Origin of the sequence: Nocardioides sambongensis (genome assembly GCF_006494815.1) — a bacterium.
Lineage (GTDB): Bacteria > Actinomycetota > Actinomycetes > Propionibacteriales > Nocardioidaceae > Nocardioides > Nocardioides sambongensis.
In genome coordinates this window covers 734,129-758,941 of the sequence record NZ_CP041091.1, presented here as the reverse complement: position 1 = coordinate 758,941, position 24,813 = coordinate 734,129, and the positions used below count along the sequence as shown (strand labels likewise).

Annotated in this window: 22 protein-coding genes and 2 pseudogenes; 11 read left to right on the top strand and 13 right to left on the bottom strand. The window is 72.8% G+C overall.

Annotation, left to right across the window (positions count from 1 at the left end; all coding sequences use genetic code 11):
- Position 1: 1 nt before the first annotated feature.
- The 4 genes from FIV43_RS03495 to FIV43_RS20810 form a co-directional block, all read right to left on the bottom strand.
- On the bottom strand, positions 2 to 697 hold the full coding sequence (locus tag FIV43_RS03495) for a hypothetical protein (protein WP_141013011.1): 696 nt from the start codon (positions 695 to 697) through the stop codon (positions 2 to 4).
- A gap of 49 nt (positions 698 to 746) precedes the next feature.
- Positions 747 to 3,260: a putative bifunctional diguanylate cyclase/phosphodiesterase gene (locus FIV43_RS03490; protein WP_141013010.1), complete on the bottom strand. Its 2,514-nt coding sequence runs from the start codon at positions 3,258 to 3,260 to the stop codon at positions 747 to 749.
- 82 nt (positions 3,261 to 3,342) lie between these two features.
- Positions 3,343 to 4,359: a pyridoxal phosphate-dependent decarboxylase family protein gene (locus tag FIV43_RS03485; protein ID WP_181407670.1), complete on the bottom strand. Its 1,017-nt coding sequence runs from the start codon at positions 4,357 to 4,359 to the stop codon at positions 3,343 to 3,345.
- On the bottom strand, positions 4,257 to 4,685 hold the full coding sequence (locus FIV43_RS20810) for a hypothetical protein (RefSeq protein ID WP_181407669.1): 429 nt from the start codon (positions 4,683 to 4,685) through the stop codon (positions 4,257 to 4,259). Before FIV43_RS20810 ends, FIV43_RS03485 begins: the two co-directional genes overlap by 103 nt.
- A 191-nt stretch (positions 4,686 to 4,876) precedes the next feature.
- Between FIV43_RS20810 and FIV43_RS03480 the strand changes: the two genes are divergently transcribed.
- From FIV43_RS03480 to FIV43_RS03470, 3 genes are all read left to right on the top strand, one after another.
- Complete coding sequence (locus FIV43_RS03480; protein ID WP_196780958.1) at positions 4,877 to 5,407, top strand: DUF6328 family protein; 531 nt, start codon at positions 4,877 to 4,879, stop codon at positions 5,405 to 5,407.
- 62 nt (positions 5,408 to 5,469) lie between these two features.
- Positions 5,470 to 6,684, top strand: coding sequence for a glutaminase (locus FIV43_RS03475; RefSeq protein WP_141013007.1), 1,215 nt, complete (start codon positions 5,470 to 5,472; stop codon positions 6,682 to 6,684).
- Positions 6,685 to 6,741: 57 nt separating this feature from the next.
- A complete protein-coding gene (locus FIV43_RS03470; RefSeq protein WP_141013006.1) occupies positions 6,742 to 7,581 on the top strand; it encodes an aldo/keto reductase in 840 nt (279 codons plus the stop codon).
- Positions 7,582 to 7,615: 34 nt separating this feature from the next.
- On the opposite strand, the gene FIV43_RS03465 is transcribed toward FIV43_RS03470, so the two are convergent.
- Genes FIV43_RS03465 through FIV43_RS03455 form a run of 3 tightly spaced genes read right to left on the bottom strand, consistent with a single transcriptional unit; the run spans position 7,616 to position 13,478 of the window.
- Positions 7,616 to 11,134 (bottom strand): ATP-binding protein, encoded by a 3,519-nt coding sequence (locus FIV43_RS03465; protein ID WP_141013005.1) that lies wholly within the window; start codon positions 11,132 to 11,134, stop codon positions 7,616 to 7,618.
- Positions 11,131 to 11,925, bottom strand: coding sequence for a DUF4194 domain-containing protein (locus FIV43_RS03460; RefSeq protein ID WP_231123659.1), 795 nt, complete (start codon positions 11,923 to 11,925; stop codon positions 11,131 to 11,133). Before FIV43_RS03460 ends, FIV43_RS03465 begins: the two co-directional genes overlap by 4 nt.
- The gene (locus FIV43_RS03455; protein ID WP_141013004.1) at positions 11,922 to 13,478 is read right to left on the bottom strand and encodes a DUF3375 domain-containing protein; all 1,557 of its coding nucleotides are present in this window, start codon (positions 13,476 to 13,478) and stop codon (positions 11,922 to 11,924) included. The genes FIV43_RS03460 and FIV43_RS03455 overlap by 4 nt, the downstream gene beginning before the upstream one ends.
- A gap of 191 nt (positions 13,479 to 13,669) precedes the next feature.
- Between FIV43_RS03455 and FIV43_RS03450 the strand changes: the two genes are divergently transcribed.
- Complete coding sequence (locus FIV43_RS03450) at positions 13,670 to 14,863, top strand: endonuclease (RefSeq protein ID WP_141013003.1); 1,194 nt, start codon at positions 13,670 to 13,672, stop codon at positions 14,861 to 14,863.
- A 9-nt stretch (positions 14,864 to 14,872) separates the two neighbouring features.
- On the opposite strand, the gene FIV43_RS03445 is transcribed toward FIV43_RS03450, so the two are convergent.
- Positions 14,873 to 15,274 carry a hypothetical protein gene (locus FIV43_RS03445; protein ID WP_141013002.1) on the bottom strand — a complete coding sequence of 134 codons (402 nt, stop codon included), beginning with the start codon at positions 15,272 to 15,274 and terminating at the stop codon, positions 14,873 to 14,875.
- A 50-nt stretch (positions 15,275 to 15,324) separates the two neighbouring features.
- Positions 15,325 to 16,254, bottom strand: coding sequence for a beta-ketoacyl-ACP synthase III (locus FIV43_RS03440; protein WP_141013001.1), 930 nt, complete (start codon positions 16,252 to 16,254; stop codon positions 15,325 to 15,327).
- 194 nt (positions 16,255 to 16,448) lie between these two features.
- Here FIV43_RS03440 and FIV43_RS03435 point away from each other — a divergent pair, with 194 nt between their 5' ends.
- Positions 16,449 to 18,017, top strand: a complete 1,569-nt coding sequence (locus tag FIV43_RS03435) for an acyl-CoA carboxylase subunit beta (RefSeq protein ID WP_231123658.1) — start codon at positions 16,449 to 16,451, stop codon at positions 18,015 to 18,017.
- Here the strand turns inward: FIV43_RS03435 and FIV43_RS03430 are convergent.
- A pseudogene (locus FIV43_RS03430) lies at positions 17,971 to 18,194 on the bottom strand (DUF4031 domain-containing protein). The gene FIV43_RS03435 and the pseudogene FIV43_RS03430 sit on opposite strands and share 47 nt — an antisense overlap.
- A 114-nt stretch (positions 18,195 to 18,308) precedes the next feature.
- Between FIV43_RS03430 and FIV43_RS03425 the strand changes: the two are divergent.
- The 3 genes from FIV43_RS03425 to FIV43_RS03415 all read left to right on the top strand — a co-directional run bounded on the left by FIV43_RS03425 (position 18,309) and on the right by FIV43_RS03415 (position 20,338).
- On the top strand, positions 18,309 to 18,791 hold the full coding sequence (locus FIV43_RS03425; protein WP_141012999.1) for a hypothetical protein: 483 nt from the start codon (positions 18,309 to 18,311) through the stop codon (positions 18,789 to 18,791).
- A 117-nt stretch (positions 18,792 to 18,908) separates the two neighbouring features.
- A complete protein-coding gene (locus tag FIV43_RS03420; RefSeq protein WP_141012998.1) occupies positions 18,909 to 19,322 on the top strand; it encodes a phage holin family protein in 414 nt (137 codons plus the stop codon).
- Positions 19,319 to 20,338, top strand: a complete 1,020-nt coding sequence (locus FIV43_RS03415) for a 5'-3' exonuclease H3TH domain-containing protein (RefSeq protein WP_141015716.1) — start codon at positions 19,319 to 19,321, stop codon at positions 20,336 to 20,338. Before FIV43_RS03420 ends, FIV43_RS03415 begins: the two co-directional genes overlap by 4 nt.
- Here FIV43_RS03415 and FIV43_RS03410 read toward each other — a convergent pair.
- Positions 20,324 to 20,923 carry a TetR/AcrR family transcriptional regulator gene (locus FIV43_RS03410; RefSeq protein ID WP_141012997.1) on the bottom strand — a complete coding sequence of 200 codons (600 nt, stop codon included), beginning with the start codon at positions 20,921 to 20,923 and terminating at the stop codon, positions 20,324 to 20,326. The genes FIV43_RS03415 and FIV43_RS03410 overlap by 15 nt on opposite strands.
- Before the next feature lie 145 nt (positions 20,924 to 21,068).
- On the opposite strand from FIV43_RS03410, the gene FIV43_RS03405 reads away from it, so the two are divergent.
- The 3 genes from FIV43_RS03405 (at position 21,069) to FIV43_RS03395 (ending at position 23,113) form a co-directional block, all read left to right on the top strand.
- A complete protein-coding gene (locus FIV43_RS03405) occupies positions 21,069 to 22,259 on the top strand; it encodes an acyl-CoA dehydrogenase family protein (RefSeq protein WP_141012996.1) in 1,191 nt (396 codons plus the stop codon).
- 93 nt (positions 22,260 to 22,352) lie between these two features.
- Positions 22,353 to 22,850, top strand: coding sequence for a DUF2975 domain-containing protein (locus FIV43_RS03400; protein WP_141012995.1), 498 nt, complete (start codon positions 22,353 to 22,355; stop codon positions 22,848 to 22,850).
- Positions 22,850 to 23,113, top strand: a complete 264-nt coding sequence (locus FIV43_RS03395) for a helix-turn-helix domain-containing protein (RefSeq protein WP_141012994.1) — start codon at positions 22,850 to 22,852, stop codon at positions 23,111 to 23,113. The genes FIV43_RS03400 and FIV43_RS03395 overlap by 1 nt, the downstream gene beginning before the upstream one ends.
- Positions 23,114 to 23,129: 16 nt before the next feature.
- On the opposite strand, the gene FIV43_RS21905 is transcribed toward FIV43_RS03395, so the two are convergent.
- Both FIV43_RS21905 and FIV43_RS03390 read right to left on the bottom strand, forming a co-directional pair.
- Positions 23,130 to 23,552 carry a hypothetical protein gene (locus FIV43_RS21905; RefSeq protein WP_231124002.1) on the bottom strand — a complete coding sequence of 141 codons (423 nt, stop codon included), beginning with the start codon at positions 23,550 to 23,552 and terminating at the stop codon, positions 23,130 to 23,132.
- 84 nt (positions 23,553 to 23,636) lie between these two features.
- A pseudogene (locus FIV43_RS03390) lies at positions 23,637 to 24,586 on the bottom strand (DEAD/DEAH box helicase); the annotation flags it as partial.
- Between the last annotated feature and the right edge of the window lie 227 nt (positions 24,587 to 24,813).

The window sequence follows — 24,813 nt, the reverse complement described above, 5'->3', positions numbered from 1 at the left end:
TTCAGCGCGACGTGGCCCGCTCCCCCGGGCGCATCCACGTCCAGTCGCTCGGCAGCGTGATGCCGTCCAGCCCGATGCCCTGGTAGATCAGTCGGTAGGCGTCCGGGTCGGTACGGCGCTGCTGGTCGAAGAGCCGGTCCAGATTGGCCCACAGCGGGGTGCTCCGCGCGGAGCCCAGGTATTCGCCCTCGCCGGTGCCGGGCAGGATGCTGGGGTGCAGGCCGGCGGCCGACAGCAGGCGTCGCGCGCGGGCGTCCATGATCATCACCACGGACTCGATGCCGTTGGCCTGCGCGGCGGTGACGATGCCGTGGTACAGCGCGGCCGAGCAGAGCGGGTTGCGCCCCTGCATCCGGCGCACCGCGATGGTGGCGATGTCCCAGGTCCGCGACGGGTCCAGCCCGACGGCGCGGGCCGAACGGTCACCGTCGTTGGCCCAGGGCTCCCGGGCGATGTCGTTGAGGCTCTTCAGGCCGGCCGGTCCGGGCGCGATGATCCGCGTCGTGGCCAGCGCCAGGCCGCACTCGTCGAGCACCGTCATGAAGCCGGTGTCGGCGGCGTAGGGCCCGTACTCCCGCTCGAACTCCTCCGGGGTGTTCCCGTAGGTGGCCAGGAAGACCTCGGCCTCGCAGGCCAGAGCGGCCTCGAGCTCGGCGCCGGCCGGGTCGAGCACCAGTCGCAACGGTGTCGTGTTCACGCATCTCCTCGGGTCGCTGCGAGCGCGCTCACGCCGCTCTGCATCCTGCTCATCGGTCCTCCGGCAGGCCGAAGCCGGCGCCGGGGTCGGTCAACGACGACCGTGCGCCGCGCACCACGCTGCGTCGTACGTCGTCACGGGGGTCGTCGTCGCGGGGTCCGTCGTGGCGAGGCCCGGGGTCGCTGCCGCTCTCCGTAGGACTCCCCACGGAGCCGGACGACGGAGCCGGCCGCCCGGCCTGCGCGTCCTCGCTGCTCGCGGTGCGATCGGCCCACCAGTGCACCCACTGCTCGACGTCCGCGGCCGGCATCGGACGGGCGACGTGGTAGCCCTGCAGGCTGTCGATCCCCATCGCCACCAGCTTGGTCATGTCGGCGGCGTCCTCGACGCCCTCGGCCACGGTGCGCATGTCCAGCGCGTGGGCGAGCTGGATCGTGGACGCCACGATCATCCGGCTCCGATCGTCGGTGGTCACGTCGCGGACCAGTGACCGGTCGAGCTTGAGCTCCTGGACCGGAAGGTCCCGCAGGTAGGTCAACGACGAGAAGCCGGTCCCGTAGTCGTCGATGGCGACCTTGATGCCGCGCTGGCGCAGCTCCAGCAGCACGTCGCGGGCCCGCTGCGGGTCGGCCAGGAACGAGTCCTCGGTGACCTCGACGAGCACCCGGTCGGCCGGCACGTCCCACTCCTCCATCGAGCTGTAGAGCCGCGGCAGGAACGTCTGGCTGAGCAGCTCGGGGGGCGCGCAGTTGATCGCCACCTGGAGGTCCAGCCCGGCGTCCAGCCACTCCCGCAGGTCGCGCACCGCCTGCCAGGCGATGTTGTCCGAGAGCAGCCCCATCAGGCCGACCCGGCGTGCGGCGGGCAGGAAGGCCACCGGGCTGAGCAGACCCTGCTGCGGATGCCGCCAGCGCACCAGGGCCTCGACGGCGTGCACCCGCATCGATCGGGCGTCGACCTGAGGCTGGTACCAGACCTCGATCTGCTGGTCCGCGATCCCCTTGCGCAGGTCCTCGGCGAGCTCCAGCCGGGAGCGGGAGAACTCGTCGAGGTGGGCGTCGTACAGCGCGGCACCCGAGCGTGAGCTCTTCGCCTGGTACATGGCCACGTCGGCCCGGCGCAGCACCTCGCCGCTGTCGGTGTCGCCCTCGTTGAGGACGGTGATCCCGATCGATCCGGACGGACTGATCTCGATGCCGTCCACCACCACCGGCTCCGCCAGCTCGTCGAGCACGCTGCGCGCGGTCTCCATCAGGTCGATCTCGTCCACGGTGTCCAGCAGCAGCGCGAACTCGTCGCCGCCCAGTCGTGCCACCATCACGTCGTTGCCGACGGCCTCCTGCATCCGCACCGAGACGAAGGTCAGCACCACGTCGCCGGCGTGGTGGCCGAGCGAGTCGTTGATCTCCTTGAAGCCGTCCAGGTCGAGCAGCATCAGCGCCAGCGGCTGCCGGTCGGTGAGGCACTGGGCCAACCGGGCCCGGACGGCCCGCCGGTTGGGCAGCATGGTGAGGTCGTCGGTCATCGAGAGCGTGAGCGCCTCGGCCGCGTTGTTGGCGTCCCGCAGTGCCAGCACCATCCGGGTGCCCACCGCGGCCATCGTCAGCACCGCCGGCGGGACGACGTAGAAGGCCAGCGTGTCGTCGGGACGGATCGACAGCACCGCCAGCGCCACCACGCCTGCGGAGACCAGCAGCCGGGTCCCGGCGGGCTTCGGGATCGCCCGGATCACCCGCTGCTCCGGTCGGGACGCCGCCGCGACCAGCAGCGCCCAGGCAGCGCCCCACAGCGCGATGCTGGTGTTGCCGAAGTCGTACGTCGGCGTGGAGACCTGCAGCGCGAACCCGGACTCGGCGCAGGCCAGCAGCACGAAGGCGACACCGAGCATCAGCGACTTGCGCCGGTCGGTCCGGGTCTGCAGCAGGTGCTGGGCGAGCACCACGGTGGCCATCCCGAGCGCGGCGAGCGGATACATCAGGGCCAGCAGGAGCGGCAGCCCCTCCTCGTGCGAGGCGAGCCGGATCGGGGTGACCAGCAGCAACGAGGCCAGGCAGGAGGTCGCGCCGCAGATCACCGCCACGTCGAGCCAGCCCCGGGCGCCGTGCACCTGCCGCCGGTCGACGTCGGTGACCAGGTAGCCGGCCAGGCCGAGGTAGGCGGCCACGAACAGCCACTCGCCGGGCGCCGGGAAGTGGGTCTGCTCCTCCAGGCTGGCGGCGTTCACCAGCATCGACCCCAACGACCACACGGCGACGGTGACCAGCAGCAGCAGGATCGGGAACCGCCGGGCCGGATAGAGCCGCGCCGCCAGCGCGAGCCGCAGCAGGAGCAGCGGGAAGAAGACGCCCAACGACGTCAGCAGGATCGCCTGCCCGGTCTGGTACGACGCGGTCTCGGCGATCTGGTTGATCACCAGCCCGCCGATCAGCACCACCCAGGAGGCACGCGCCACCACCCGCAGCGCCGTCGCCGTACGGTTCCGGCTGCCGCCGTCGCCGCCGGGAGCGCCGCGATCGGCGCCGACAACGGTGCTCGGGCCCGATCCCGTGCCACTGCGTTGCATGTCTCCTCTATCCGCTGCCCTTCGGTCTCCTCCGCACGATTCCCCGGGTCCGGGGTGTGCGGTTGCGTGTGCCCACCGTGGGTCAGGGCGGATCGGCGATCAAGCTCTCCAGCAGCAGGTCGACGTCCGTCTCGCTGGTGCGCGGGTTGACGAAGCAGAACCGGAGCACGGTGCTGCCGGCGAAGATCGTCGGCGTGACCAGCCCGAACCCGGTCACCCGGACGTGGTGCGACCAGCGGGCGTAGTCGGCCGGCTCCCAACCGATCCGCCGGAAGAGAACCACGGAGAGCTGGGGCTCGCCCGCCAGCTCCAGCACCGCGCTCGCCTCGATCTGCTTGGCCGCGTGGTCGGCCATCGCCAGGCACCGCTCGACGGCGTCGACGTAGGCGTCGGTGCCGTTGGCCAGCAGGGAGGCCCACAGCGGCAGCCCGCGGGCGCGGCGGGTGAGGTGGACGGCGTAGTCGGACGGGTTGTCCGCCTCCTCGCCGTTCACGGCGTCCAGGTAGTGCGCCTGCTGGCGGTGCGCGGCGCGAGCCCGCGAGGGCTCGCGATACAGCACGGCCGCGCAGTCGTAGGGGGTGAACAGCCACTTGTGGGGGTCCACGGTCACCGAGTCGGCCCGCTCGATGCCGGCGAACGCGTCGCGGGCCGCCGGCGCCAGCATCGCGGCTCCGCCGTAGGCGGCATCGACGTGCAGCCAGTGGCCGCGCTCGGCACAGACGGTCGCGATCTCGGCGAGGGCGTCCACGGCGCCGGTGTTGGTCGCGCCGGCGCTGGCCACCACCGCCACCACGTCCGCGGGGTCGACGGAGTCGAGAACGGCCGCCAGATCGACCGCATGCAGGGCCGAGTCGGGCACACCGGCCACCGCCACCGTGCAGCCCATGATCGCCGCTGCCGACCACACCGAGGAGTGCGCCGACGCGCCGGCGACGATGATCCCCGGCGGTCGTCCCGTCGCCGCGGTGCGGCCGTGGCGGGCAGCGACCAGGGCGCTCAGGTTGGCCAGCGAGCCGCCGCTGACGAACGCGCCGTGCGCCTGCGCCGGATAGCCGAGGACACCGCAGAGCCAGCCGATCGCGGCTCGTTCGGCGGCCACCACGGCGCCGGCCTCCAGTTCGCTGCCCCGTAGACCGACGCCGCGGAGAGCGCGGCATCGGCCATCACCGCGACCGGGGTGGGGGCGCCGCCCACGAAGGCGAGGTAGCGCGGGTGGTCGGTCGGGAAGGAGGTCGGCAGGACCGCGTCACGCAGGTGGGACCAGGCGGCTTCCGAGCCGAGTCCCTCCCGGCCGATCTCGGGCAGCGGGTCCCGGCCGTGGGCCAGCCCCTGCTGGGTCACCTCGGGCGGGTTCGATAGGCGTTCGACGATCCAAGCGGTGATGCTGGCGAGCGCCTCGCGGTCCGGAGCGACGAACTCATGCATCGCGGCCCGTCGGCACAACGGAGGAGAAGGGGAAGCGGTCACCGGACATCGGGACCAGCCTAGTGCGGCCGGGACGCCCGTCGTTCATCATTCGCCCCAACCGACCCGAAATCCGTGCTCGCCGCCGTGCGAGCGGGTACCACTGGAGATCGGCGGTCGTCGCGTGTCCGACCGGGAGCGAGGTGAGCGTGGTGAACAGTACGCAGAGGCCGAGCGGACCCCGCCCGCCCGAGCAGCTGACCCGGAACTGGAACGAGCTGCTCCAGGAGTTGCGAGTGATGCAGACCGGTGTCCAGATCCTCACCGGCTTCCTGCTCACGGTGCCGTTCTCCACCCGGTTCGACGACCTGGCCCCGCACCAGCGCGACCTCTACCTCGCCGTGCTCGCCGGAGCGGTGCTGACCACGCTGCTGATCGTCGCGCCGGTCTCGTTCCACCGGGTGCTGTTCCGGCAGCAGCAGCGCGGCTGGCTGGTCGCCGCCGGCCACGTCTGCGCCCGCGCGGGCCTGGTCTGCTTCGGGCTCGTCTCGGCCGGCGTCGTGGTGCTGGTCTTCGACGTGGTCGCCGGCACCGTTCCCGGCCTGGTCGCCGGCGGTGTCGTCGTGGTCGCCTTCGCCACGCTCTGGTACGGCGTCCCCCGGCTCGTCGCCCGCGCCGACCGACTGCCCGACGACGAGCCCGAAGAGCTGCGCGACGAGCGCCCCGACGACGTGGAGCGATGAGCCCGGGGGTCCGCCTCGGTCCCGGGCAGCGCCCCGGCCCACCTTCTGGCATCGTCACCGCCATGCAGACCCCTGTGCCCGACTACCTCCTCGAGGTCCTGGAGTCGTGCGGCAGCAGCGCCGACGGTGCCGTCGCCGACTACATCCCCGAGCTCGCCGCGGCCGACCCGGACCGGCTGGCCGTGGCGCTGGCCACGATGGACGGTCAGGTCCACGCGGCCGGCGACGCCACCGTCCGGTTCACCATCCAGTCGATCTCCAAGCCGTTCGCCTACGCCCTGGCCCTGCGCGACCACGGCCTCCCCGCGGTGCTGGCCTCGGTCGGGGTGGAGCCCAGCGGCGACGCGTTCAACGAGATCTCCCTGGAGGAGGCGACCGGGCGGCCCCGCAACCCGATGATCAACGTCGGCGCCCTGGTCACCCACTCCCTGGTCGGCGACGCATCCCTGGAGCCCGACGCCCGCGACCGGCTGCTCCTCGACGGCCTCTCCTCCTTCGCCGGGCGGCCGCTCGACGTCGACGAGCGGGTCTTCGACTCCGAGCTCGGCACGGCCGACCGCAACCTCGCGCTCGCCTACCTGGTGCGCAGCTACGGCGTGACCGCCGCCGATCCCGAGGAGGTGGTCCGCGGCTACACCCGGCAGTGCGCGATCCGGGTCGACGTCCGCGACCTCGCGGTGATGGCGGCGACGCTGGCCCACGGCGGGGTCAATCCGGTCACCGGTGCTGCGGTCGTGCCCGCCTGGGTGGCCCGCCAGGTGCTGAGCGTGATGGCCACCTGCGGGATGTACGACGCCGCCGGCGACTGGTTCTCCCACGTCGGCATCCCGGCCAAGAGCGGCGTCGCCGGCGGATTGATCGGCGCGCTGCCGGGACAGGTGGGCATCGGCACCTTCTCCCCGCGCCTGGACGAGTTCGGCAACTCCGTGCGCGGGGTCCGGGTCTGCGAGCGGCTCTCCGACGACATGGGCCTGCACCTGATGGGCACCCCGGCCACCGGCGCCCACGTGCTCCGCCGCAGCGTCCGCGACGGCCACGCGCACACCCTGGAGCTCCAGGGCGCGGTCCGGTTCTCCGGTGCGGAGGCGGTGCTGCGTGCGATGAGCGACCTCGGCCCCGAGGTGCACGAGGTCACCGTCGACCTCAGCCGGATCACCAGCATCGACGACGTGGGCCGGCGGATGCTGCTCGAGGGCGTCCGACGGCTGGGTCTGGACGGGGTGCGTGTCGCCCTCGACCGTCCGGACTACCTCGAGCGCAGTCCCGACCAGTCCTGAGTGGCTGCCCGACCGCATCTGTTCCGCTGCTTCACCCGAGGTCCTACGGTGGAGGGCATGAGCGAGATCCCCACGATCACCCTCAACGACGGCGCCTCCCTGCCCGCGATCGGCTTCGGCACCTACCCGCTGACCGGGGCGGACGGGGTCGAGGCGATCACCAGCGCGCTGCACACCGGCTACCGACTGCTCGACACCGCGGTCAACTACCGGAACGAGGAGGAGGTCGGGCAGGCGCTGCGGGCCTCCGGGCTCCGCCGCGACGAGGTGTGGATCGCCTCGAAGATCCCCGGCCGCCACCACGGGTACGACGACGCCATCGCCTCCACCGAGGAGTCGTTGCGGCGGCTCGGTGTCGACCACCTCGACCTGCACCTGATCCACTGGCCGAACCCCGGCGTCGACCGGTACGGCGAGGCCTGGCGGGCCCTGGTCGACCTGCGCGAGCGGGGCCTGGTGCGCTCGATCGGCGTCTCCAACTTCACCGAGGCCAACCTGGACCGGATCATCGCCGAGACCGGGGTGACCCCGGCGGTCAACCAGATCGAGCTGCACCCCTACTTCCCCCAGATCCGGATGCGAGCGGCCAACGAGGCGCGTGGCATCCGGACCGAGTCGTGGAGCCCGCTCGGCAAGCGTCAGGCGCCGTTCACCGAGGCCCCGGTGCGCGCCGCCGCCGAGGCGCACGAGGTCACCCCCGGCCAGGTGATCCTGCGCTGGCAGCTGCAGATCGGCTCGCTGCCGATCCCCAAGTCGGCCACCCCCGAGCGGCAGCGGGAGAACCTGGACGTCTTCGGCTTCGAGCTCACCGCCGAGGAGGTCGGCGCGATCACCGCGCTGGGCCGCCCGGACGGACGCCTCTTCGACGGCGACCCGGAGACCCACGAGGAGATGTAGCTCCGCGCCGTCCCCGGTCCGCTGCCGCCCTCGGTCAGGCGTCGGCCGCGTCGCGGATCGGGGTGATCCACGACTGGTGCGTGGTGCTGCTCTTGGTGATCGCGAGCAGCTCGTCCATGTGCGGCTCGAGCCCGGTCACCTTGTCCAGCGGGACCCCGATGATCAGCTGGAAACCCAGCCCGCGCCAGGCCCGCACGGCACGACCCGCGAACTCCGAGTCGGCCTTGACGAACCCCTCGTCGAGGAAGACCGGTGCGAACCGGGGCCGCGACCGCATCTCGTCGCCCAGCCGGAAGCGCAACGCCGAGCCGACGATGAAGGCGACCAGCTCCTGGCTCTCGCCACCGCTCTTCTCCCCCAGCGTCCGGTACGTCGCACGCACCTCACCGGTGAGCGAGTCGTAGCGCTCCGCGCTGATCTCGACGTGGCGCCGCACGTCGAGCAGGCGGTCCCGATCGGTCGGCTCCCCCGTCGGCCCGGGACGGCGGAGCTGGTGCATGAAGCGACTCAGTGCGGTGAACCGCTTCTCCAGGTCGGCCTCGCTGAGCTCTTGCCCGGCCTCCGCGCCGGTCGCGGCGCTGCCGGCCGAGAGGGTGCGGAGGTCCTTGAGGAAGGCCTGCACGTGGGCCGGGGCGAGCCGGCGCAGTCGGATCCGCAGCCGGTCACCGGCACTGCCGAACTCCAACCGCCGCAGGATGGCGTTGATCGGCTCCAGCCGGTCCTCGATCTCCTCCACCGAGGAGGCCATCGCCCCGAGCAGGGGCACCAGGTCCTGGCCGCTCCACTCGGTGAGCCGACGGCGCCACTCCGTGCGGCGCTCGGCCAGGCCCGTGGCCCGGATGTCCTCCAGGATCCGGGCGTAGTCGGGGTAGGACTCCACCCCCGCGGCGAGGTTGGGCGAGTCCCACTGGAACTTGTACATCCGGAAGATGGCGGTCAGGTCGTCGGTGACCCGGCGGATCTCCGCCTCTGCGTCGGCGACCGCCGACCGCAGCCGCTCGGCCAGCCGGTGGGAGTTCTCGGTGAACCGGTCGAGCTCCTCGGGGTCGCCCGGGGCGACGGCGGCGGCGAACTCCTCGGTCAGCGCGGCCGACTGCGCCTCGGTCACCTCGGCGGTCCCGGCCCGCTCGAGAGCCTCGATGCGGTCCTTGACCAGGTCCTCGGAGTCGACCAGCTCGGCGTGCTGGGCGTTGAGCTCGCGCTGCCGTTGGTCCAGCCCGTAGCGCTGCTGCCGGGCGTCCTCCAGGCGCACGCTCAGGTCCTCGATCTGTTCCTGCAGCACCTGCAGCCGGTCGTCGGCGCCCAGGATCTCGGTACGGCGACGCTCCAGGTCGGCGATGCGTCGCTCACTGCCGGCGACGTCGATGTCCTCGAAGCGGGCGACCGCCACGGCGTCGTACGCGGTGCGGCGCTGCTCGAGGACGCCGGCCCGGCGGTCGAGCTCGGCGAGCTGGGCGTCGATCCGCTCCAGGTCGCGCTCCAGCGCGGCGGCCTCACCGTCGATCTCGGCCAGCGCCTCGTCGTTGGAGAAGCCGATGATCGCGCGGGAGTCGTTGCGCCCGTGCGACCCACGGCGACCGCTGCGGGTCTGGCCGGACTCGGTGACCCGGAAGCCCCCGCCGTCCAGTCCGGCGGCGCTCTCCACGCACAGCGCGTTGCGGCCCGGCTCGGCGACGTGGGCCTGCACCCAACCGGAGAACGGGGAGTCCTTGAAGACCAGCTTGCCGGCGACCCGCTCCGGGTCCTCGGGGCCGGTGTCGGGCAGGCCCAGCTCGACGCCCTCGAAGGTGAGTCTCCCCCGCAGCCGGAGGCCGTCGATGGCCGCGGAGAAGCCCGCCAGGCGGTCGATCGGCACCAGCATCATCCGCGCCGAGGCGCCGAGCACGGTCTCGATCGCGGTGCGCCACCCGGCTTCCTCGGGCGCCACGTCGATCAGCTCGGCGACGAAGGGCAGCTCCTCCACGCCGAGCCCGCTGGCACGCGCCACCTCGCTGCGCAGGTCGTCGAGGTGCGCCGGGACCCGCCCCGAGCGGTGCGCCAGCGACGCGCGCTCCCGGCCGAGCTCGTCCTGGCGCTGCTTGATCGGGAAGAGACGGTCGCGGACGGCGTCGCGCTCCCGCTTGAGCCTCGCCTGCTCGTCGTTCCAGCCGTCCAGCCACTCCCGCGCGGTCCGCTGCAGGTCGGCGAACGCCTCCGCCGAGACCAACGCCTCCTCGAGGTCCTCGGTCGACTCGTCGGCGACCTCGAGCAGCGGGAGGATCCGCTCCTGCAGCGCGGCCCGGCGCCCGGCGCGGTCGTCCCGGACCACCTGCTCCTGCTCGACCGAGGTGCCCAGCGACTGCAGCGTCGAGCCACCGGCGGCCCGGTGCGCGTCCTTCGCGTTCTCCAGGTCGGCGAGCAGCGCCGCCTCGGCGTTCGCGCCGGCGGCGAGCGCCTCCGCGGTGGCGAGCCGGTCCACCCGGTTGGTGCCGACCGCCGTCTCGAGCAGCCGCAGGTGGGTGCGCAGCAGCCACTGCCGCAGCGGCGTCTCCCCCGCGCGGGTGACGCCGAACGCGTCCAGGTCGTCGGCGCGCCGCTGCGCGGCGACGAGCCGTTCGTGCAGGTCGTCGATCGGCTCGAGGAGGGCCAGCTTCTGCTCCTCGGTGCGCATCGCGGTGTAAGCGGCGTCGAGGTCGTCGAAGTGGTCAATCGCGCGGTCGGCGGCGGCATAGGTCGCCGGCCGCTCCAGCACCATGTCCTTGTAGAGCTCGTCGACGCTGCGGACCTGGTTGCCGGCCTGGATCCGGGCCAGCAGGCGCAGCGCCTTCGCGCCGTCGCCGTTGGCGCCGATGCCGAGCCGGGCGTGCAGCACCGCGGAGAACTCCGCATAGGTGCGGTGCACCCGGATGCCGGGGAAGAGCTTCTTCAGCGTGCTCGCGTGGAACCGCTCCGGTACGGCGACCTCCAGGGCCTGCAGTGCCAGCGGACCCTCGTGGGTGGCCAGCTGCATCTGAACGTCCGCGGAGCGCAACGCCCGCCGTGGCACGTAGTAGGTGCGCAGCGCGGTGAACTGCCGGCCCTGGTCGTTCACGAACGTGACCGCCACCGCGCCCCAGGTGTCGGCGCCCTTGCCACGCAACAGCTTCTCCACCGGCCGACCGGTCTTCGGATCGTCGATCACGTCGACCGCACCGCGCAGGTAGGAGAGCAGGTTGCGCTGCCCGACGCTCCGGGCACGGCCGGCGACCGCGTCGTTGGAGGCGCCGTTGAACTTGGTGTCCGAGGGCATCATCAGCGCCGTGTAGGCGTCGAGGATCGTCGACTTCCCGACACCGGAGGCGCCGGAGATCATCGTGGCGTCGGCGCCGAGCGGGACCGTGGTCAGACCGCCGAAACCACCCCAGTTGACCAGCTGCAGGAGGCTGGCGCGCCACTGGACGGTGTCGTCGACAGGCGTGGCGACCAGCCTGTGCTCGAAGAGGCCGTCGGCGCTCTCGGCGTCGATGCTGTCGGTGTCCGTGGTCGCGGTGTCCGTGCTCTCGGGGCCGGCCGGATCGGTCACGTCGCTGCTCATGCGGGCTCCCCCGTGCTGTCGGTGCCGTCCCGGCCGCCCAGGCCGTCCCGCCCGCCGGCGTGGTCCGTGCGTCCGGTGATCGCCTCGTCGCCGTCCTGCTCGAAGAGATCGGTCGGCTCGGGCTCGGGCTCGGTGCCGTTCGTCCGCCGCAGCGCTTCCAGCAGGTCCTGCAGCAGCTCCAGCGGCAGCAAGGGCTCGACGGCCTCGCTGATCTCGTAGCGGTCGTCGGCCGGGGCGCCGATCAGCAGCCCGGCCTTGACCACGCTCAGGACGGCGTTGCGGGCGCGCTTCTCGTCGCCGGACTCGTCGGTCGCGTGCGTGGGGCGGAAGCTGGCGACGTACTCGACGATGTCCTCGCGGTCGATGTAGACCCGGGCGTCGCCGGCGGAGAGCCCGGCACGCAGCCGATCACGCAGGTGCACCAGCACCAGCGTCTCCTCCCGCGACCAGGCGGCGTCGTAGAGCAGCGTGGGGAACCGGCCGCCGGTCTCGGAGGTGGCCTGCCGCTTCCAGGCGACCTCGCGGGTGCGGTCCACCGCGAGCTCGAGGAAGAGCTCGTTCAACCGCGAGCGCAGCATCCGCTCGTGGTCGAGCAGCACCTGCCAGTCACGGGGGTGGGTGCGGGCGCTGATGAAGCGCTGCTTGAGCAGGGCCACCAACGCCTGCCGCTGGGCATACTCCAGACCGCCCTCGTCGCCCTCGAAGAGAGAGACCGACATCTCCTCCGCGCGGTCGCCCGGGTCCCCCGGGTCGCTCCAGGTCTGCTCGGTCGGGTCGGCCTCGACGCTCACTGGGTCTTCTCCTCGGGTGCGGTCTCTGCGGGGGCGGGCTGCCGGTCCGGCGCCAGGTCGGGGTCCGGCAGGGCCAGCCTCGGCACGGCGAGGTCCCGCCGGCTCCCGTCCGGCCGGATCGTGCCGTAGGTCTCCAGCCCGCCCGACGCGGACTCCGCGCCGGCCGGCGGATCGTCCGCGGCCAGCCAGCCCCGGTCCGCGGCCAGGTGGAGCAGCCCGAAGATCTCTACCGGGCGGCGCAGGGTCGGCTCCAGCCGCTCGAAGAGCGCGCCGAGCGAGTCGGCCGGCGAGGCCGAGGCGAGCGCGTCGTCGATGCGGCGGCGCAGCGTGGTGAACTGCGGGCCGCCCTGGGCGCGCAGGTCGGCGAGCGCGGTCCGCGGCGCGCCGTCCTGGTCCGCCGCGCCGATCGGCTCGGGCAGCACGTCGTCGGCCGGATCGTAGAAGCGCTCCCGGAGGTGGTCGACGCTGACCCGGGCCGGCAGCAGCGGGACGGCGTGCGTGGCCCGCGGCCCGGTGGTCGCCATCCACGTCATCAGCTCCGACTCGACCTGGCGCAGGGTCTGCTCCAGCTCACGGTCCCGAGCCACGTCGTGGGAGACGATGTACTCCTTCAGCGTGGCGGTCACCCGCGAGCGCTGGGCGAGCACCCGGTCCAGTCCGTCCCGGACGAGCTTGACGGTGCCGCGCAGCTCGGCCCGCTCGGCGTCGGCGAGGATCCGGTCCGAGAGCGGATGATCGAGCAGCGCCCCGAGGTCGTCGCGCAGCTGGGTGACCAGCGCGTCGTCGCGCAGCAGCGCGAACGCGCCCTCGAAGGCGCGACCCTCGTGGGTCGCCGTCATCAGCGTGTCGGCGCGCGCCAGGTACTCGTCGATCACCTCGCCGGCCGGCCGGTCCTCGGCCCGGAAGGCCGCCAGGATCTCGCTGCGGATCTGGCCGAAGCGTTCCTCCACCCGGGCGAAGTCACTGGGGAGCGCGGAGATCAGCGACAACAGCTCGGTGAAGCCCTCGTGCATGAAGTCCTCGGTGGCGCTGACCAGCTCCGCCCCGTCGACGAGCCGGTCCCGCTCGGTCTGGAGCCGCGCGATCTCCTCGTTGAGCAGCGTGACCCGCGCGGTGCGGTCGGGGTTGGCCTCGGAGTTGAACCGCCGGACGGTGCCCAGGATGGTCGCGATCCGGTGCTCGCTCAGCGTCGCCCGGTCCCGGGTCATGCCGGTCACCAGCTCCAGCGCCTGCTGTGCGTGCGAGGTCAGCGAGTAGACCTCGTCGCCGGTCTCGTCCAGCGCCCGGACCAGCCACTGGCCGCGCATCCACCGCTGACACAGGTCGCGTCCGCTCCCGCTGGGCACCTCGAGCTCGCCGGACTGGCGGATCTCGGCGAGGTGCTCCTCGACCTGGGTGTGCAGCCGCGCGGTCGGGATCGGCCGGTTGTTGCGCCCGAACGCCGCCCGGAACACGGTGATCACCACGGGCGCCTGCCGCTGGTGCAGCAGCGTCAGGGTCGGTTGCGCGAACGCGCCCTTGACGCGCGCCAGCTCACCGGCGATGTCGCTCATGCTCTGCGTGCCTTCCTAGCGCCATCCCGGGCGCGCGCGTGTGGTGGGCCAGCATGTCAGAGCGCCCCGCGCGGTCACGGACGGGGATCGGACCGATCCGGGGCCGGGCGGGGGCCGGACACGGTGAACACTGCGTTGCGGCTGCCCGTCCACCCTTTACGCCCGCGATGCCGCCGACGATGCTGAGCGTCATGTCTCTCGGGAAAGGCCGCCGTGCGGCCGCGACCTCCTCCGCCCTGCTCGTCCTCCTCCTCACACTGATCGGCGCGGCCCTGGTCGCGCCGTCGCCGGCCCAGGCCGCCGGCATCTCCGTCGCCGCGGCACGGTCGGGCCAGGACGGCTCCACCGCCACGGTGACCGGGTACGTCGTCGGCCAGCCGACCGCCTCCGACACCGTCGTGACCGACGACTTCCCCAACGACTACGCGCTGGCCCTGTCGGACTCCGCGAGCACCACGAGCACCTCCCAGATGCTCTACGTGCAGATCCCCGGCTCGTTCCGGGCGTCCTGGGGTCTCGCGTCCAACCCCGACCTGCTGGGACAACGGATCGAGGTGACCGGCGCGCTGACGGCGTACTTCTCCCGACCGGGGCTGAAGTCGGCCACCGCCTTCACCGACGTCGGCAGCACCGACCCGACCGACCCGACCGACCCGACCGACCCCGGTGGCGCGACCGGCGGCACCGACGCCTACGACGACACCTACTGGGCCGACGCCCTCGACCTGACCGGCGCGGCCCTCGAGACCGAGCTGCACGAGATCATCTCCACCGGCGTCACCCGGCTCTCCTACTCCCAGGTCTGGGAGGCACTGAAGGAGACCGACGAGGACCCGAGCGACTCCTCGAGCGTGATCGCCCTCTACACCGGATGGTCCCTGCCGAAGTCCGACAACGGCGGCGGCGTCGACCAGTGGAACCGCGAGCACGTCTGGGCGAAGTCGCACGGCGACTTCGGCACCGCGACCGGGCCCGGGACCGACATCCACCACCTGCGCCCCACCGACGTCACCGTCAACTCCGACCGGGGCAACCTCGACTTCGACGACGGCGGCACCGAGAACGACGAGGCTCCCGGCAACTACGCCGACGGGGACTCCTGGGAGCCGCGCGACGCCGTCAAGGGTGACGTGGCACGGATGATCTTCTACATGTCCGTCCGCTACGAGGGCGGCGACGGCTTCGCGGACCTGGAGGTCAACGACCGGGTGAGCAACGGGAGCGCGCCCAACCACGGCAGGCTCTCCACGTTGCTGGAGTGGAACGCCGAGGATCCGCCGAGCGCGTTCGAGATGCATCGCAACGACGTGATCTACGAGGAGTTCCAGTTCAACCGCAACCCGTTCATCGACCACCCGGAGTGGGCGGACGCCATCTGGAACTGACCGGCCCGGTCACCCTCGCCCGGACGGCGGGGGCTCGGGAAGGGGCGCCGCGACCTGGACCACCACGCCGAGCACCTCCGCCGAGGGCCCCAGCCACACCGAGCCGTGGTCGCTGCGCAGGGCCACCCGGCCGAGCTCGAGTCCGTAGACACCGACGCGTCGCCGGCCGCCGTCGATGACCAGGGCGACGTCGCCCCGGCGCGGCCGGCGTCCCCGGGCGACGAGCAGCTCGGTGCCCTCCGGCCAGCCGCGGGAGGCGAGCGCATCGGTCGCCATCCGGTGCCGCAACGGCACCGGGACCACGTCCTGGGGCGCCGCTCTCGCCGCACGTCGTGGGCGTGCGGCCTCCGGGACCTCCAGCTCGAAGGGCAGCATCCCCTGCTCGTCACCCGCCGACCGCTCCGAACGCATGTTCGAAGCCTAGGGGACGGCGTCGGCGGGATCCAGGCCGCGTGCGGCGGTCAGCCGACGGCGACCGGCGGCAGGGCCACCACCTGGCCGGCATAGCTCAGCCCCGCGCCGAAGGCGATCAGCAGGGCGGTGTCACCGGGCTCGGCCTGACCGTCGCGAACCATCCGCTCGATCGCCAGCGGCACCGACGCCGCCGAGGTGTTGCCCGAGTCGACGATGTCGCGGGCGATCCGCACCTCCTCGGGGAGCTTCAGGTTGCGGGCCAACGTCTCGGTGATCCGCAGGTTCGCCTGGTGCGGCACGAAGGCGTCGAGGTCATCGAGGGTCAGGCCGGCCGCCTGCACCGCCGCGCGGGCGACGTCGGCCATCGCGAAAGGTGCCCAGCGGAAGACCGCCGTCCCCTCCATCTGCACCACCGGCGGGTGGTCGGCGTCGACCGAGCGGCAACCGGGCTCCTGCCGGATGACGTGCGCCTGCGACCCGTCGGACCCCCAGGCGACCGGGCCGATCCCCGCCGTCTCCGAGGGACCGACCACCACCGCCCCCGCCCCGTCGGCGAAGATCATCGCCGTCGACCGGTCGGTCGGGTCGAGGAAGCTGCTGAGCCGCTCGGCGCCGATCACCAGCGCGTGACCGGTGTTGCCGCCGCGCACCAGGTCCGAGGCGACCGAGAGCGCGTGGCAGAAGCCGGCGCAGCCGGCTGAGACGTCGAACGCCGCCGCCCTCGAGCCGAGACGGTCCGCGACCAGGGGCGCGGCGTGCGGCGTGTGCTGGGCGTGGGTGGAGCTGGCCACGATCACCAGCCCGATCTCCTCGACCCCCACCCCCGCCACGGCGAGTGCCTTCTCCGCCGCCGCCGTCGCCATGTCGACCAGGCTCTCCCCCTCGGCGGCGAACCGCCGCGAGGCGATGCCGGTCCGGGTCCGGATCCACTCGTCGTCGGAGTCCAGCACCTCGCAGATCTCCGCGTTGTCCACCATCCGCGCCGGGCGATGCACCCCAACCCGAGCAGGGCGGTCGCTGCGGCACCGGTGCGCTGGCTGATCGGCATGTTGTCCTCCTCGACGACGGGGCCGCGGCACTCCGCGACGGCCCCCGGCAGCGTACCGATCCGGATCGTCCCGGGACCCGGAGTCCCGCTCGCCGCGACCTGGGCTGGTGGATGATGGCCCGCGTGAGCGACGAGACGATCCGCCCCGCCGACCAGGACGCCCCCGCCACCGGACTCGACGAGCTGCTCGCGCGGCGCTTCCTGACCACCGACGCCGCCCGGCCCGAGAAGGTCGCCGCCTGGCACGCCAAGGGGCGTCGTACGGCGCGGGAGAACATCGCCGACCTGATCGACGCCGGCTCCTTCGTCGAGTACGGACGCTTCGTCACCGCGGCGCAGGAGCAGCGTCGCCACCTCGCCGACCTGGTCACCGAGACCCCCGCGGACGGCATCATCGGAGGCACCGCCACGGTCGACGGCACACCGGTCGCGGTCCTCTCCTACGACTACCTGGTGATGGCCGGCACCCAGGGCATGCGGGGTCACCGCAAGTCCGACCGGCTGATCGAGGTCGCCGGGCGGATGCGCCTCCCGGTCGTCTTCTTCACCGAGGGCGGCGGCGGACGCCCCGGGGACGTCGACATCCCCCTCGTCTCCGCCCTGGACGTCGGCTCCTTCGCGCTGTGGGGAGAGCTGCAGGGTGCGGCGCCGCGGATCGCCGTGGTCTCGGGGCGTTGCTTCGCCGGCAACGCGGTGCTGGCCGGATCGGCCGACCTGCGGGTGGCCACGCCGGAGGCCAACCTCGGCATGGCCGGCCCCGCGATGATCGCCGGCGGCGGCCTGGGCCGATTCGCGCCCGAGGAGATCGGACCGGTGGCCGAGCAGGCCGCCAACGGCGTGCTGGACGTGGTGGTGGACGACGAGGCCGAGGCCGTCGCCACCGTACGACGTCTCCTGGCCTACACCGCCGAGCCGGTCGCCCCCGCGGCGCCGAGCGACCCCACCGCCCTGCGCGACCTGCTGCCCGACAACGATCGCGAGGCCTTCGACGTACGGCCGCTGGTGGAGGGGCTCGCCGACTCCGGGAGCGTGACCTGGCTGCGCGAGGGGTGGGCGCCGGAGCTGGTCACCGGCCTGGCCCGGGTGCACGGCATCGCGGTCGGCGTGCTGGCGAACCAGTCCACCAGCCTCGCCGGGGCGATCACCGCCGCGGCGTCGCAGAAGGCGGCCGACTTCCTCGGGCTGTGCGAGCGCTGGAGGCTGCCGGTGGTGTCCCTGGTGGACACACCGGGCTTCATGGTCGGCCCCGAGGCGGAGCGCACCGGGCTGGTGCGGCACGCCTCGGCGATGGTCACCGCGGGCTCCCGGCTCACCGTGCCCCTGGTCGGCGTGGTGCTGCGCCGCGGCTACGGGCTGGGCGCGCAGGCGATGCTCGGCGGCAGCACGCACCGCCCGCTGCTGACGGTCGCCTGGCCGCATGCCCACCTCGGGCCGATGGGCCTCGAGGGTGCCGTCCGGCTGTCGATGGCCCACGAGCTCGCGGCGATGCCGCCGACCGAACGCGAGGCGGTCGTCGCCGAGCAGACCGAGCAGATGCGCAAGCACGCGCACGCCCTCAACGTCGCCCGGGTCTTCGAGATCGACGACGTCATCGACCCCGCGGAGTCCGCCGCCGTGATCGCGGCGACCCTGCGCGCCGCGGGCGTCAGCCGTCGAACAGGTGCGGACGGTGCCGGAGGCCCGCCGCGCTGAGCCGCTGCACGATCACCCGGCTGCGCACCACCTGGGCGCCCGCCTCGACCGCCAGCTCGAAGACCTCGCTCGGCACGTCGTAGTGGTCGTTGCTGAAGGCTCGCGGGGGACGCCGAGCCCGGCGGCGAACGCGTGCAGCTCGTCGAGCGAGTGGTCCGAGACGAGGTGGGACCACATCCGTCCGCGCCACGGCACCAGCGGCGGGTCGATCAGCAGCACCATCCCGGCATCCTATGCCGCGTCGCGGGCGCCGGACCCGCCCGCTCCCGGGCCCGAACTATGGTGGGCAGCATGAACCTGACGCACGCTCCCCTGCGCGCCGCGACCGGCGCCTTCATCCTGAACTCGGGCCTGACGAAGCTCGGAGCGGACGCCGAGACGGCGCAGAAGCTGCACGGCTTCGCCTCGGCCGCCTATCCGAACCTGCAGGGCATCGAGCCCGGACAGTTCGCCAAGATGCTCGCGATCGGCGAGATCGCCCTCGGCGGCGCACTGCTCACCCCGAAGGTTCCCTCGGCCGTGGCCGGCACGGCCCTCGCCGGCTTCGGGGCCGGGCTGCTGGGCCTCTACATCAAGGTCCCCGGCCTGCGCCAGCCCGGCAGCATCCGCCCCAGCGAGGACGGTCTTCCGATCGCGAAGGACGTGTGGCTCGTCGGCGCCGGGGCCACCCTGGCCCTCCAGGGCTTCTTCAACGGCGCCCGGCGCGCCGGCAAGAAGGCGGCGAAGAAGGTCGGCACCGCCGCGGACAGCGCGCACGACGCGCTGCCGTTCTGAGCGGTCGTCCTCCCCACACCGGCCGTGCCTGACTCCGGGCGGCGGCCTGCGCTGGTAGGAATAGCCGGACAGTGCATCCACGCCGTGTGCCGGCGTCCGTCGTCCGGAGGTAGTCCCATGGTCCGTCTGTTGTGGAAGACGCTGGTCTTCCTGCTCTCGTCCGCGGTCGGCATCCTGGTGGCGGACATGCTGCTGGAGGACATGCGCCTGGAGGCCACCGGCTTCATCGTCGTGGTCGTCGTCTACTCGATCATCCAGGCCGTGGTGCAGCCCTTCGTCACCAAGATGGCCGCGCTGCACGCCTCCGCCTTCCTCGGCGGCACCGCCCTGGTCGCCACCCTGATCGCGCTGCTGGTCGCGAGCCTCCTGGGCGGCGATTCGATGGAGATCGACGGTGCGGTCACCTGGATCGCCGCCACGGTGATCGTCTGGCTAGTCACCGCGGTCGCGTCGTTGGCGATCCCGTTCCTCCTGGTCAAGGCCGGGGTGGAGCACCTGCGCGAGGACGACGACAAGAAGAGGGTCCGCTGACCACCGCGTCCTCACCGACCCGGTCGCCCGGGGGATCACGCCGCCTGCTGCTGGCCGTCGACGCCCCGTCGCTGCTGCACCGCAACCACCACGCCCGCGCCGAGACCGGCTTGCGCGACCGTTCGGGCCGCCCGGCATGGGCCCTGCACGGGATGCTGCGCCAGATCCTGGAGGCCATCGACCGGTTCGCGCCGGACGCCGTGCTGTTCGGACTCGACGACCGGCAGCACTCGGTGCGCTCGGCCCGCTATCCCGCCTACAAGGCCGGGCGTGCGGAAAAGGACGCCGACCTGGTCGACCAGCTCGAACGGGCGGGCGCGCTGCTCGACGCGCTCGGCCTGGCCACGCTGACCCCGCCGGGGCTGGAGGCCGACGACGTCAACGCCTCGGCCGCCACCTGGGCGGGGCGGCACGGGTGGGACTGCGTGATCATCACCTCCGACCGCGACTCGTTCGCCCACATCAGCGAGCACACCCGGGTGCTGCGGCTGATCAACGGTGGGATCAACGGCTCCCCGCTGCTCGACCCGGCCCGGCTGCGCACCATGTACGGCGTGGCCGCCGAGCACTACCTCGAGTACGCCGCCCTGCGCGGCGACGCCAGCGACAACCTGCCCGGCGTCGCCGGGATCGGTGAGAAGTCCGCGGCCCTGCTGCTGGAGGCCGCCGGGCCGATGGCAGCGGTCTGGGCGGACCTCGAGCACGCCGGCGGCCTGCACGTCGCCGCCGCGGTGGACTCCTACAGCCTCGAGCTCGGCGGCCGCCGGATCGGCACCGGTCTGGTACGCCGACTGGCGGCCGACGGAGCCCGCGAGATGTTCGAGTTCAACGTGGAGATCATGGCCGGCCGCGACGACCTGGACCTGGGCTTCGACCCGGAGCGGCCGGGCTCGGCGGGCATGCTGCCGCTCGACCCTCCGACGGTGTCGCGCGTGGTGGCCCACCTCGACGTCGAGTCGACCCGGCAGCTGGCGCTGCGGGTGCTCACCGAGCCACCGGCCTCACAGGCCCGGTAGCACGTCGCGGACGATGGTCAGCAGCGCCCGGCTGAGCAGCAGGTGGGCCTGGGGCCGGCTGAGGTTCTCCTCCCGGGACCATTCCCGGATGGCACCCCGGGCGAGCTCTCCGTAGGCGCGCACCACGGCCCGGGCCGCCCGGTCGCCGGGGTCGCCGCCGACCATCTCCAGCACCCGCCCCGCGGCGATGTCCTGGGCCTGGTCCAGGATCGCGCGGGTCTCCGCGTCCTCCCCCACCCCCTCGGCCGCGCGGACCGTCAGATAGCTGGCCCGCTGCCGGGTGATCGACCCGAGGAACCAGGTGACCGCGACCTCGACGCGCTCCTCGAGGGAGCCGCGCGGCAGTGGCGCGTCGCCGAACTCCGGAAGCAGCGAGGCGCGGCGCACCACCTCCAGGTAGAGCGCTCGCTTGTCACCGAAGTAGTGGTTGAGCAGACCGCGGGCGACGCCGGCTTCCTGGGCGATCCGCGTGGTGGAGACCTGTGCGTAGGGCCGCTCGGCGAAGAGTCGCTCCGCGGCCTGCAGGATCTGCTCGCGGCGCTCGTCGGGGTCCAGTCGGCGACGCGGAGGCACGGCGGTGGTCATGGCGGCATCCTACTATTGGCACCCTGCCAACAAGCCACTAGCCTGGGCCGCGACCGCCCGCGAAAGGACCCGCGATGACGCTCTCCCCCGACGCACCCGCACGCCCGCTCATCTGATCCCACCCCCGAACGAGAGAAGCATCCCCATGGACTTCGACCTGCCCGAGACCGCCGAAGCCGTCCGCGAGGGCGTGGCGGCCGTCGCCGCGCAGTACGACCACGCGTACTGGTCGCGCTGCGAGGAGGAGCACCGGTTCCCCCAGGAGGTCTTCGACGACCTGGGCAGTGGCGGCTGGTTCGGCCTGTGCGTGCCCGAGGAGTACGGCGGCGGCGGGCAGGGACTGCTCGAGCTGGCCGTCGCGAACATGACGCTGTGTGCCTCCGGCGGCGTGGCCGGCACCTTCTTCTACGTGACCACGCCCGGCTTCGGCGCGATGACGCTGACCAGGCACGGCACCGATCAGCAGAAGCAGCGGATCCTGCCCGGCCTGGCCGACGGGTCGATCCAGTTCTGCCTCGCACTGACCGAGCCGGACGCCGGTTCGAACGCGATCGAGATCAAGACCTCGGCGCGCCGCGACGGCGACGAGTTCGCGATCAAGGGCCAGAAGGTGTGGATCTCCAACGTCGAGAACGCCGACTGGATGGTGGCGGTCACCCGCACCGTGCCGGCGGCGGAGACCAAGGAGCGCGGTCTGCCGCGCACCGCGGGCTTCACCCTGTTCCTGGTCGACGTGAAGCAGGCGTTGGCCGACGGCACGCTCTCCTACACCCCGATCCCGAAGATGGGCAGCAACATCCTGCACTCCTCCCAGGTCTTCTTCGACGACGTCCGGGTGCCGGCGGAGAACGTGATCGGCGAGGTCGACGCCGGCTTCTCCGTGCTCTGGGACGTGCTCAACCCGGAGCGGATCCTGGCTGCCTCCGGCGGGGTCGGCACCGCCGACGCCGCACTGAGGATCGCCAGCGACTACGCCCGGGAGCGGGAGGTCTTCGGTCGCCCCATCGGGGCCAACCAGGGGCTGCAGTTCCCGCTCGCGCAGCTGAAGGCGAAGACCGAGCTCGGTCGCCTGATGACCTACAAGGCGGCCTGGCTGTTCGATCAGGGGCGGCCGTGCGGCAACGAGGCCAACGTGGCCAAGCTGACCGGCGCCCAGGTCGGCTGGGAGGCCGCCAACCAGGCGTTCCAGACGCTCGGGGGGATGGCCTACTCCAAGGAGTACCCGGTCGAGCGGATCTTCCGGGACGCCCGGATCGCGAAGAACATCCCGGTCGCCGAGGAGCTGGTGCTCGCCCACATCGGCACCCAGATGCTCGGCCTGCCCAAGAGCTACTGACGCGGTCGGACCTTCATCCGCATCACCTCCGTGCTATCGTTTTTCGATAGTTAAACATCGTTGCTCGGTAGGCAATGAGGCGGAGAGGAAGCGATGGGACGACTGACGACGGGGGCCCTGCGTGTGGTCCTGGCCCTGGTGCTCGGCGGCTCGCTCTTCGTGCAGGCCGTGATGCTGCCGGTGGTCTACCTCGACCTGGACGACGCCGGCCGCGCCGCGCGCGACCTCCGCATCCCGGCCCTGTCCATCGTGCTGGCCGGGATCGTCTGCTGCCAGGTGGTGCTGGTCTGCACCTGGCGCCTGCTCACCCTGGTACGACGCGGCACGGTCTTCTCGCCCGCGTCGTTCCGGTTCGTCGACATCATCATCGGTGCGGTGGCGTTCGCCGCACTGCTCCTGGTCGGACTGGGCGGCCTCCTCGCACCGGGCGAGGAGGTCGCACCCGGGGTGGTCCTGCTGCTGGGCGGCGCGGGACTGACCGTGGCCGGGATCGCCCTGGTGATCGTGGTGATGCGCGCGCTCCTGGTCCAGGCGGTCGCCCGGGACCGGGAGGCCGTCCATCTGCGGGCCGAGCTGGACGAGGTCATCTGATGCCGATCGTGGTCGACATCGACGTGATGCTGGCACGCCGGAAGATGTCGGTCGGGGAGCTCGCCGAGCGCATCGGCATCACCCCGGCGAACCTCGCCGTGCTCAAGAACGGCCGCGCGAAGGCGGTGCGCTTCAGCACGCTGGAGGCGGTCTGCGCCGTGCTGGAGTGCCAGCCCGGCGACGTGCTCCGCTGGGAGCCCGCCGCCGCACCGGGCGGTGCCGTTGGATCGGCCGACGGCGTCGCGCCGACCGACGCGCGCTGACCGGGCGGACCCGGGGTCAGCCCCGGGGCGCGCCGCCTCCGGTGCGTCGCGAGCGGCGACGGCCGGCCTGACCCGACGCACCCTGCCCGGAACCGCCCTGGCCGGAGCCCTGCTGACCGCGACCGGACTGGCCCCGACCGCCCTGGCCCCGACCGGACTGGGCGGACCCGCCCTGGCTCCGTTGCGCGGAGCCCGAGCGCCGGGACCGCCCACCGCCGGACGCGCCGTTCGCGGAGCCACCGCGCTGGCGACCACGGCCGCCTCCGCCGCTGTTGGCGGGCTGTGCGACGGTCAGCTCGAGGGCGCCGGGACGCTGCCGCTCCCCCGGTGCGAGCTCGGACAGCACCGGGTGGTCGCTGCCGGAGATCCGCGTGGTGGTCGGCTGGATGCCGGCCGCCCGGGTGAGCGCCCGCACGTCACCGCGCTGGTCGCTGGTCATCAAGGTGACCACGGTGCCCTCGGCACCGGCGCGGGCCGTGCGACCGGACCGGTGCAGGTAGGCCTTGTGCTCGGCGGGCGGGTCGGCGTGCACCACGAGCGCGACGTCGTCGACGTGGATCCCCGAGCAGCGATGTCGGTGGCGACCAGCGCCATCGCACGGCCGTCGTGGAAGGCGGCGAGGTTGCGGGTGCGGGCGTTCTGGCCGAGGTTGCCGTGCAGCTCGACGGCCGGCACCCCGTTCCGGTTCAGCTGCCGGGCGAGCGCCTTCGCGCCGTGCTTGGTCCGCGTGAAGACCACGGTGCGACCGGGCGCACTGGCCAGGTCGACCAGCACCGGCACCCGCTGCTCGCGCTCGACGTGCAGCACGTGGTGGCTCATCGTCGACACCGGCGACTGCGCCGAGTCCGCCTCGTGGGTCACCGGCTTGTCCAGGAACCGCTTCACCAGGACGTCGACGCCCGCGTCGAGGGTCGCCGAGAACAACAGGCGCTGACCCTCGCGCGGGGTCTGCCCGAGCAGTCGACGTACCGCCGGCAGGAAGCCGAGGTCGGCCATGTGGTCGGCCTCGTCCAGGACGGCGATCTCGACCGATCCCAGGTCGCACTTGCCCTGGCCGATCAGGTCCTCGAGCCGACCCGGGCAGGCGACGAGCACGTCCACGCCCCGCGCCAGCGCGTTGACCTGCGGCTGCTGGCCGACGCCACCGAAGACGGTGAAGGTGCGCAGGCCGGCGGCCTCCGCCAGCGGCGCGAGCGCCTCGTGGATCTGTCCGACCAGCTCGCGGGTCGGCGCCAGGATCAGTGCACGCGGCGCCCGGGCGCGAGCGGGAGCGCCCGAGGAGAGTCGTGCGACGACCGGCAGCAGGAAGCCATAGGTCTTGCCCGAGCCGGTGCGGCCCCGACCGAGGACGTCACGACCGGCGAGCGCGTCCGGCAGGGTCGCGGCCTGGATCGGCGTGGGCGTGTGGATGTCCCGGGCGGCCAGCACCTCGACCAGGGAGGTGGGCAGGCCGAGCTCGGCGAAAGTGGTCATACGGCGTTCCTCGTTCTCGCGCCCGCCGGCAACCCGGAGCTCCGCGGGTCGCGGTGGGCCCCGCACGGAGCGCCGGACAGACCCGGCACTGCGACATGCGGCCAACTCGCGGCGGGACCTGCGAGCTGATTCCTCCACGCTAGCGGCGACCGGCCCGAGGGGCGGCATCGCCGGGCCGGTTCGACCCGTGGCGTTGCTCACGCAGGTCGACGTAGGATTGAGGACAG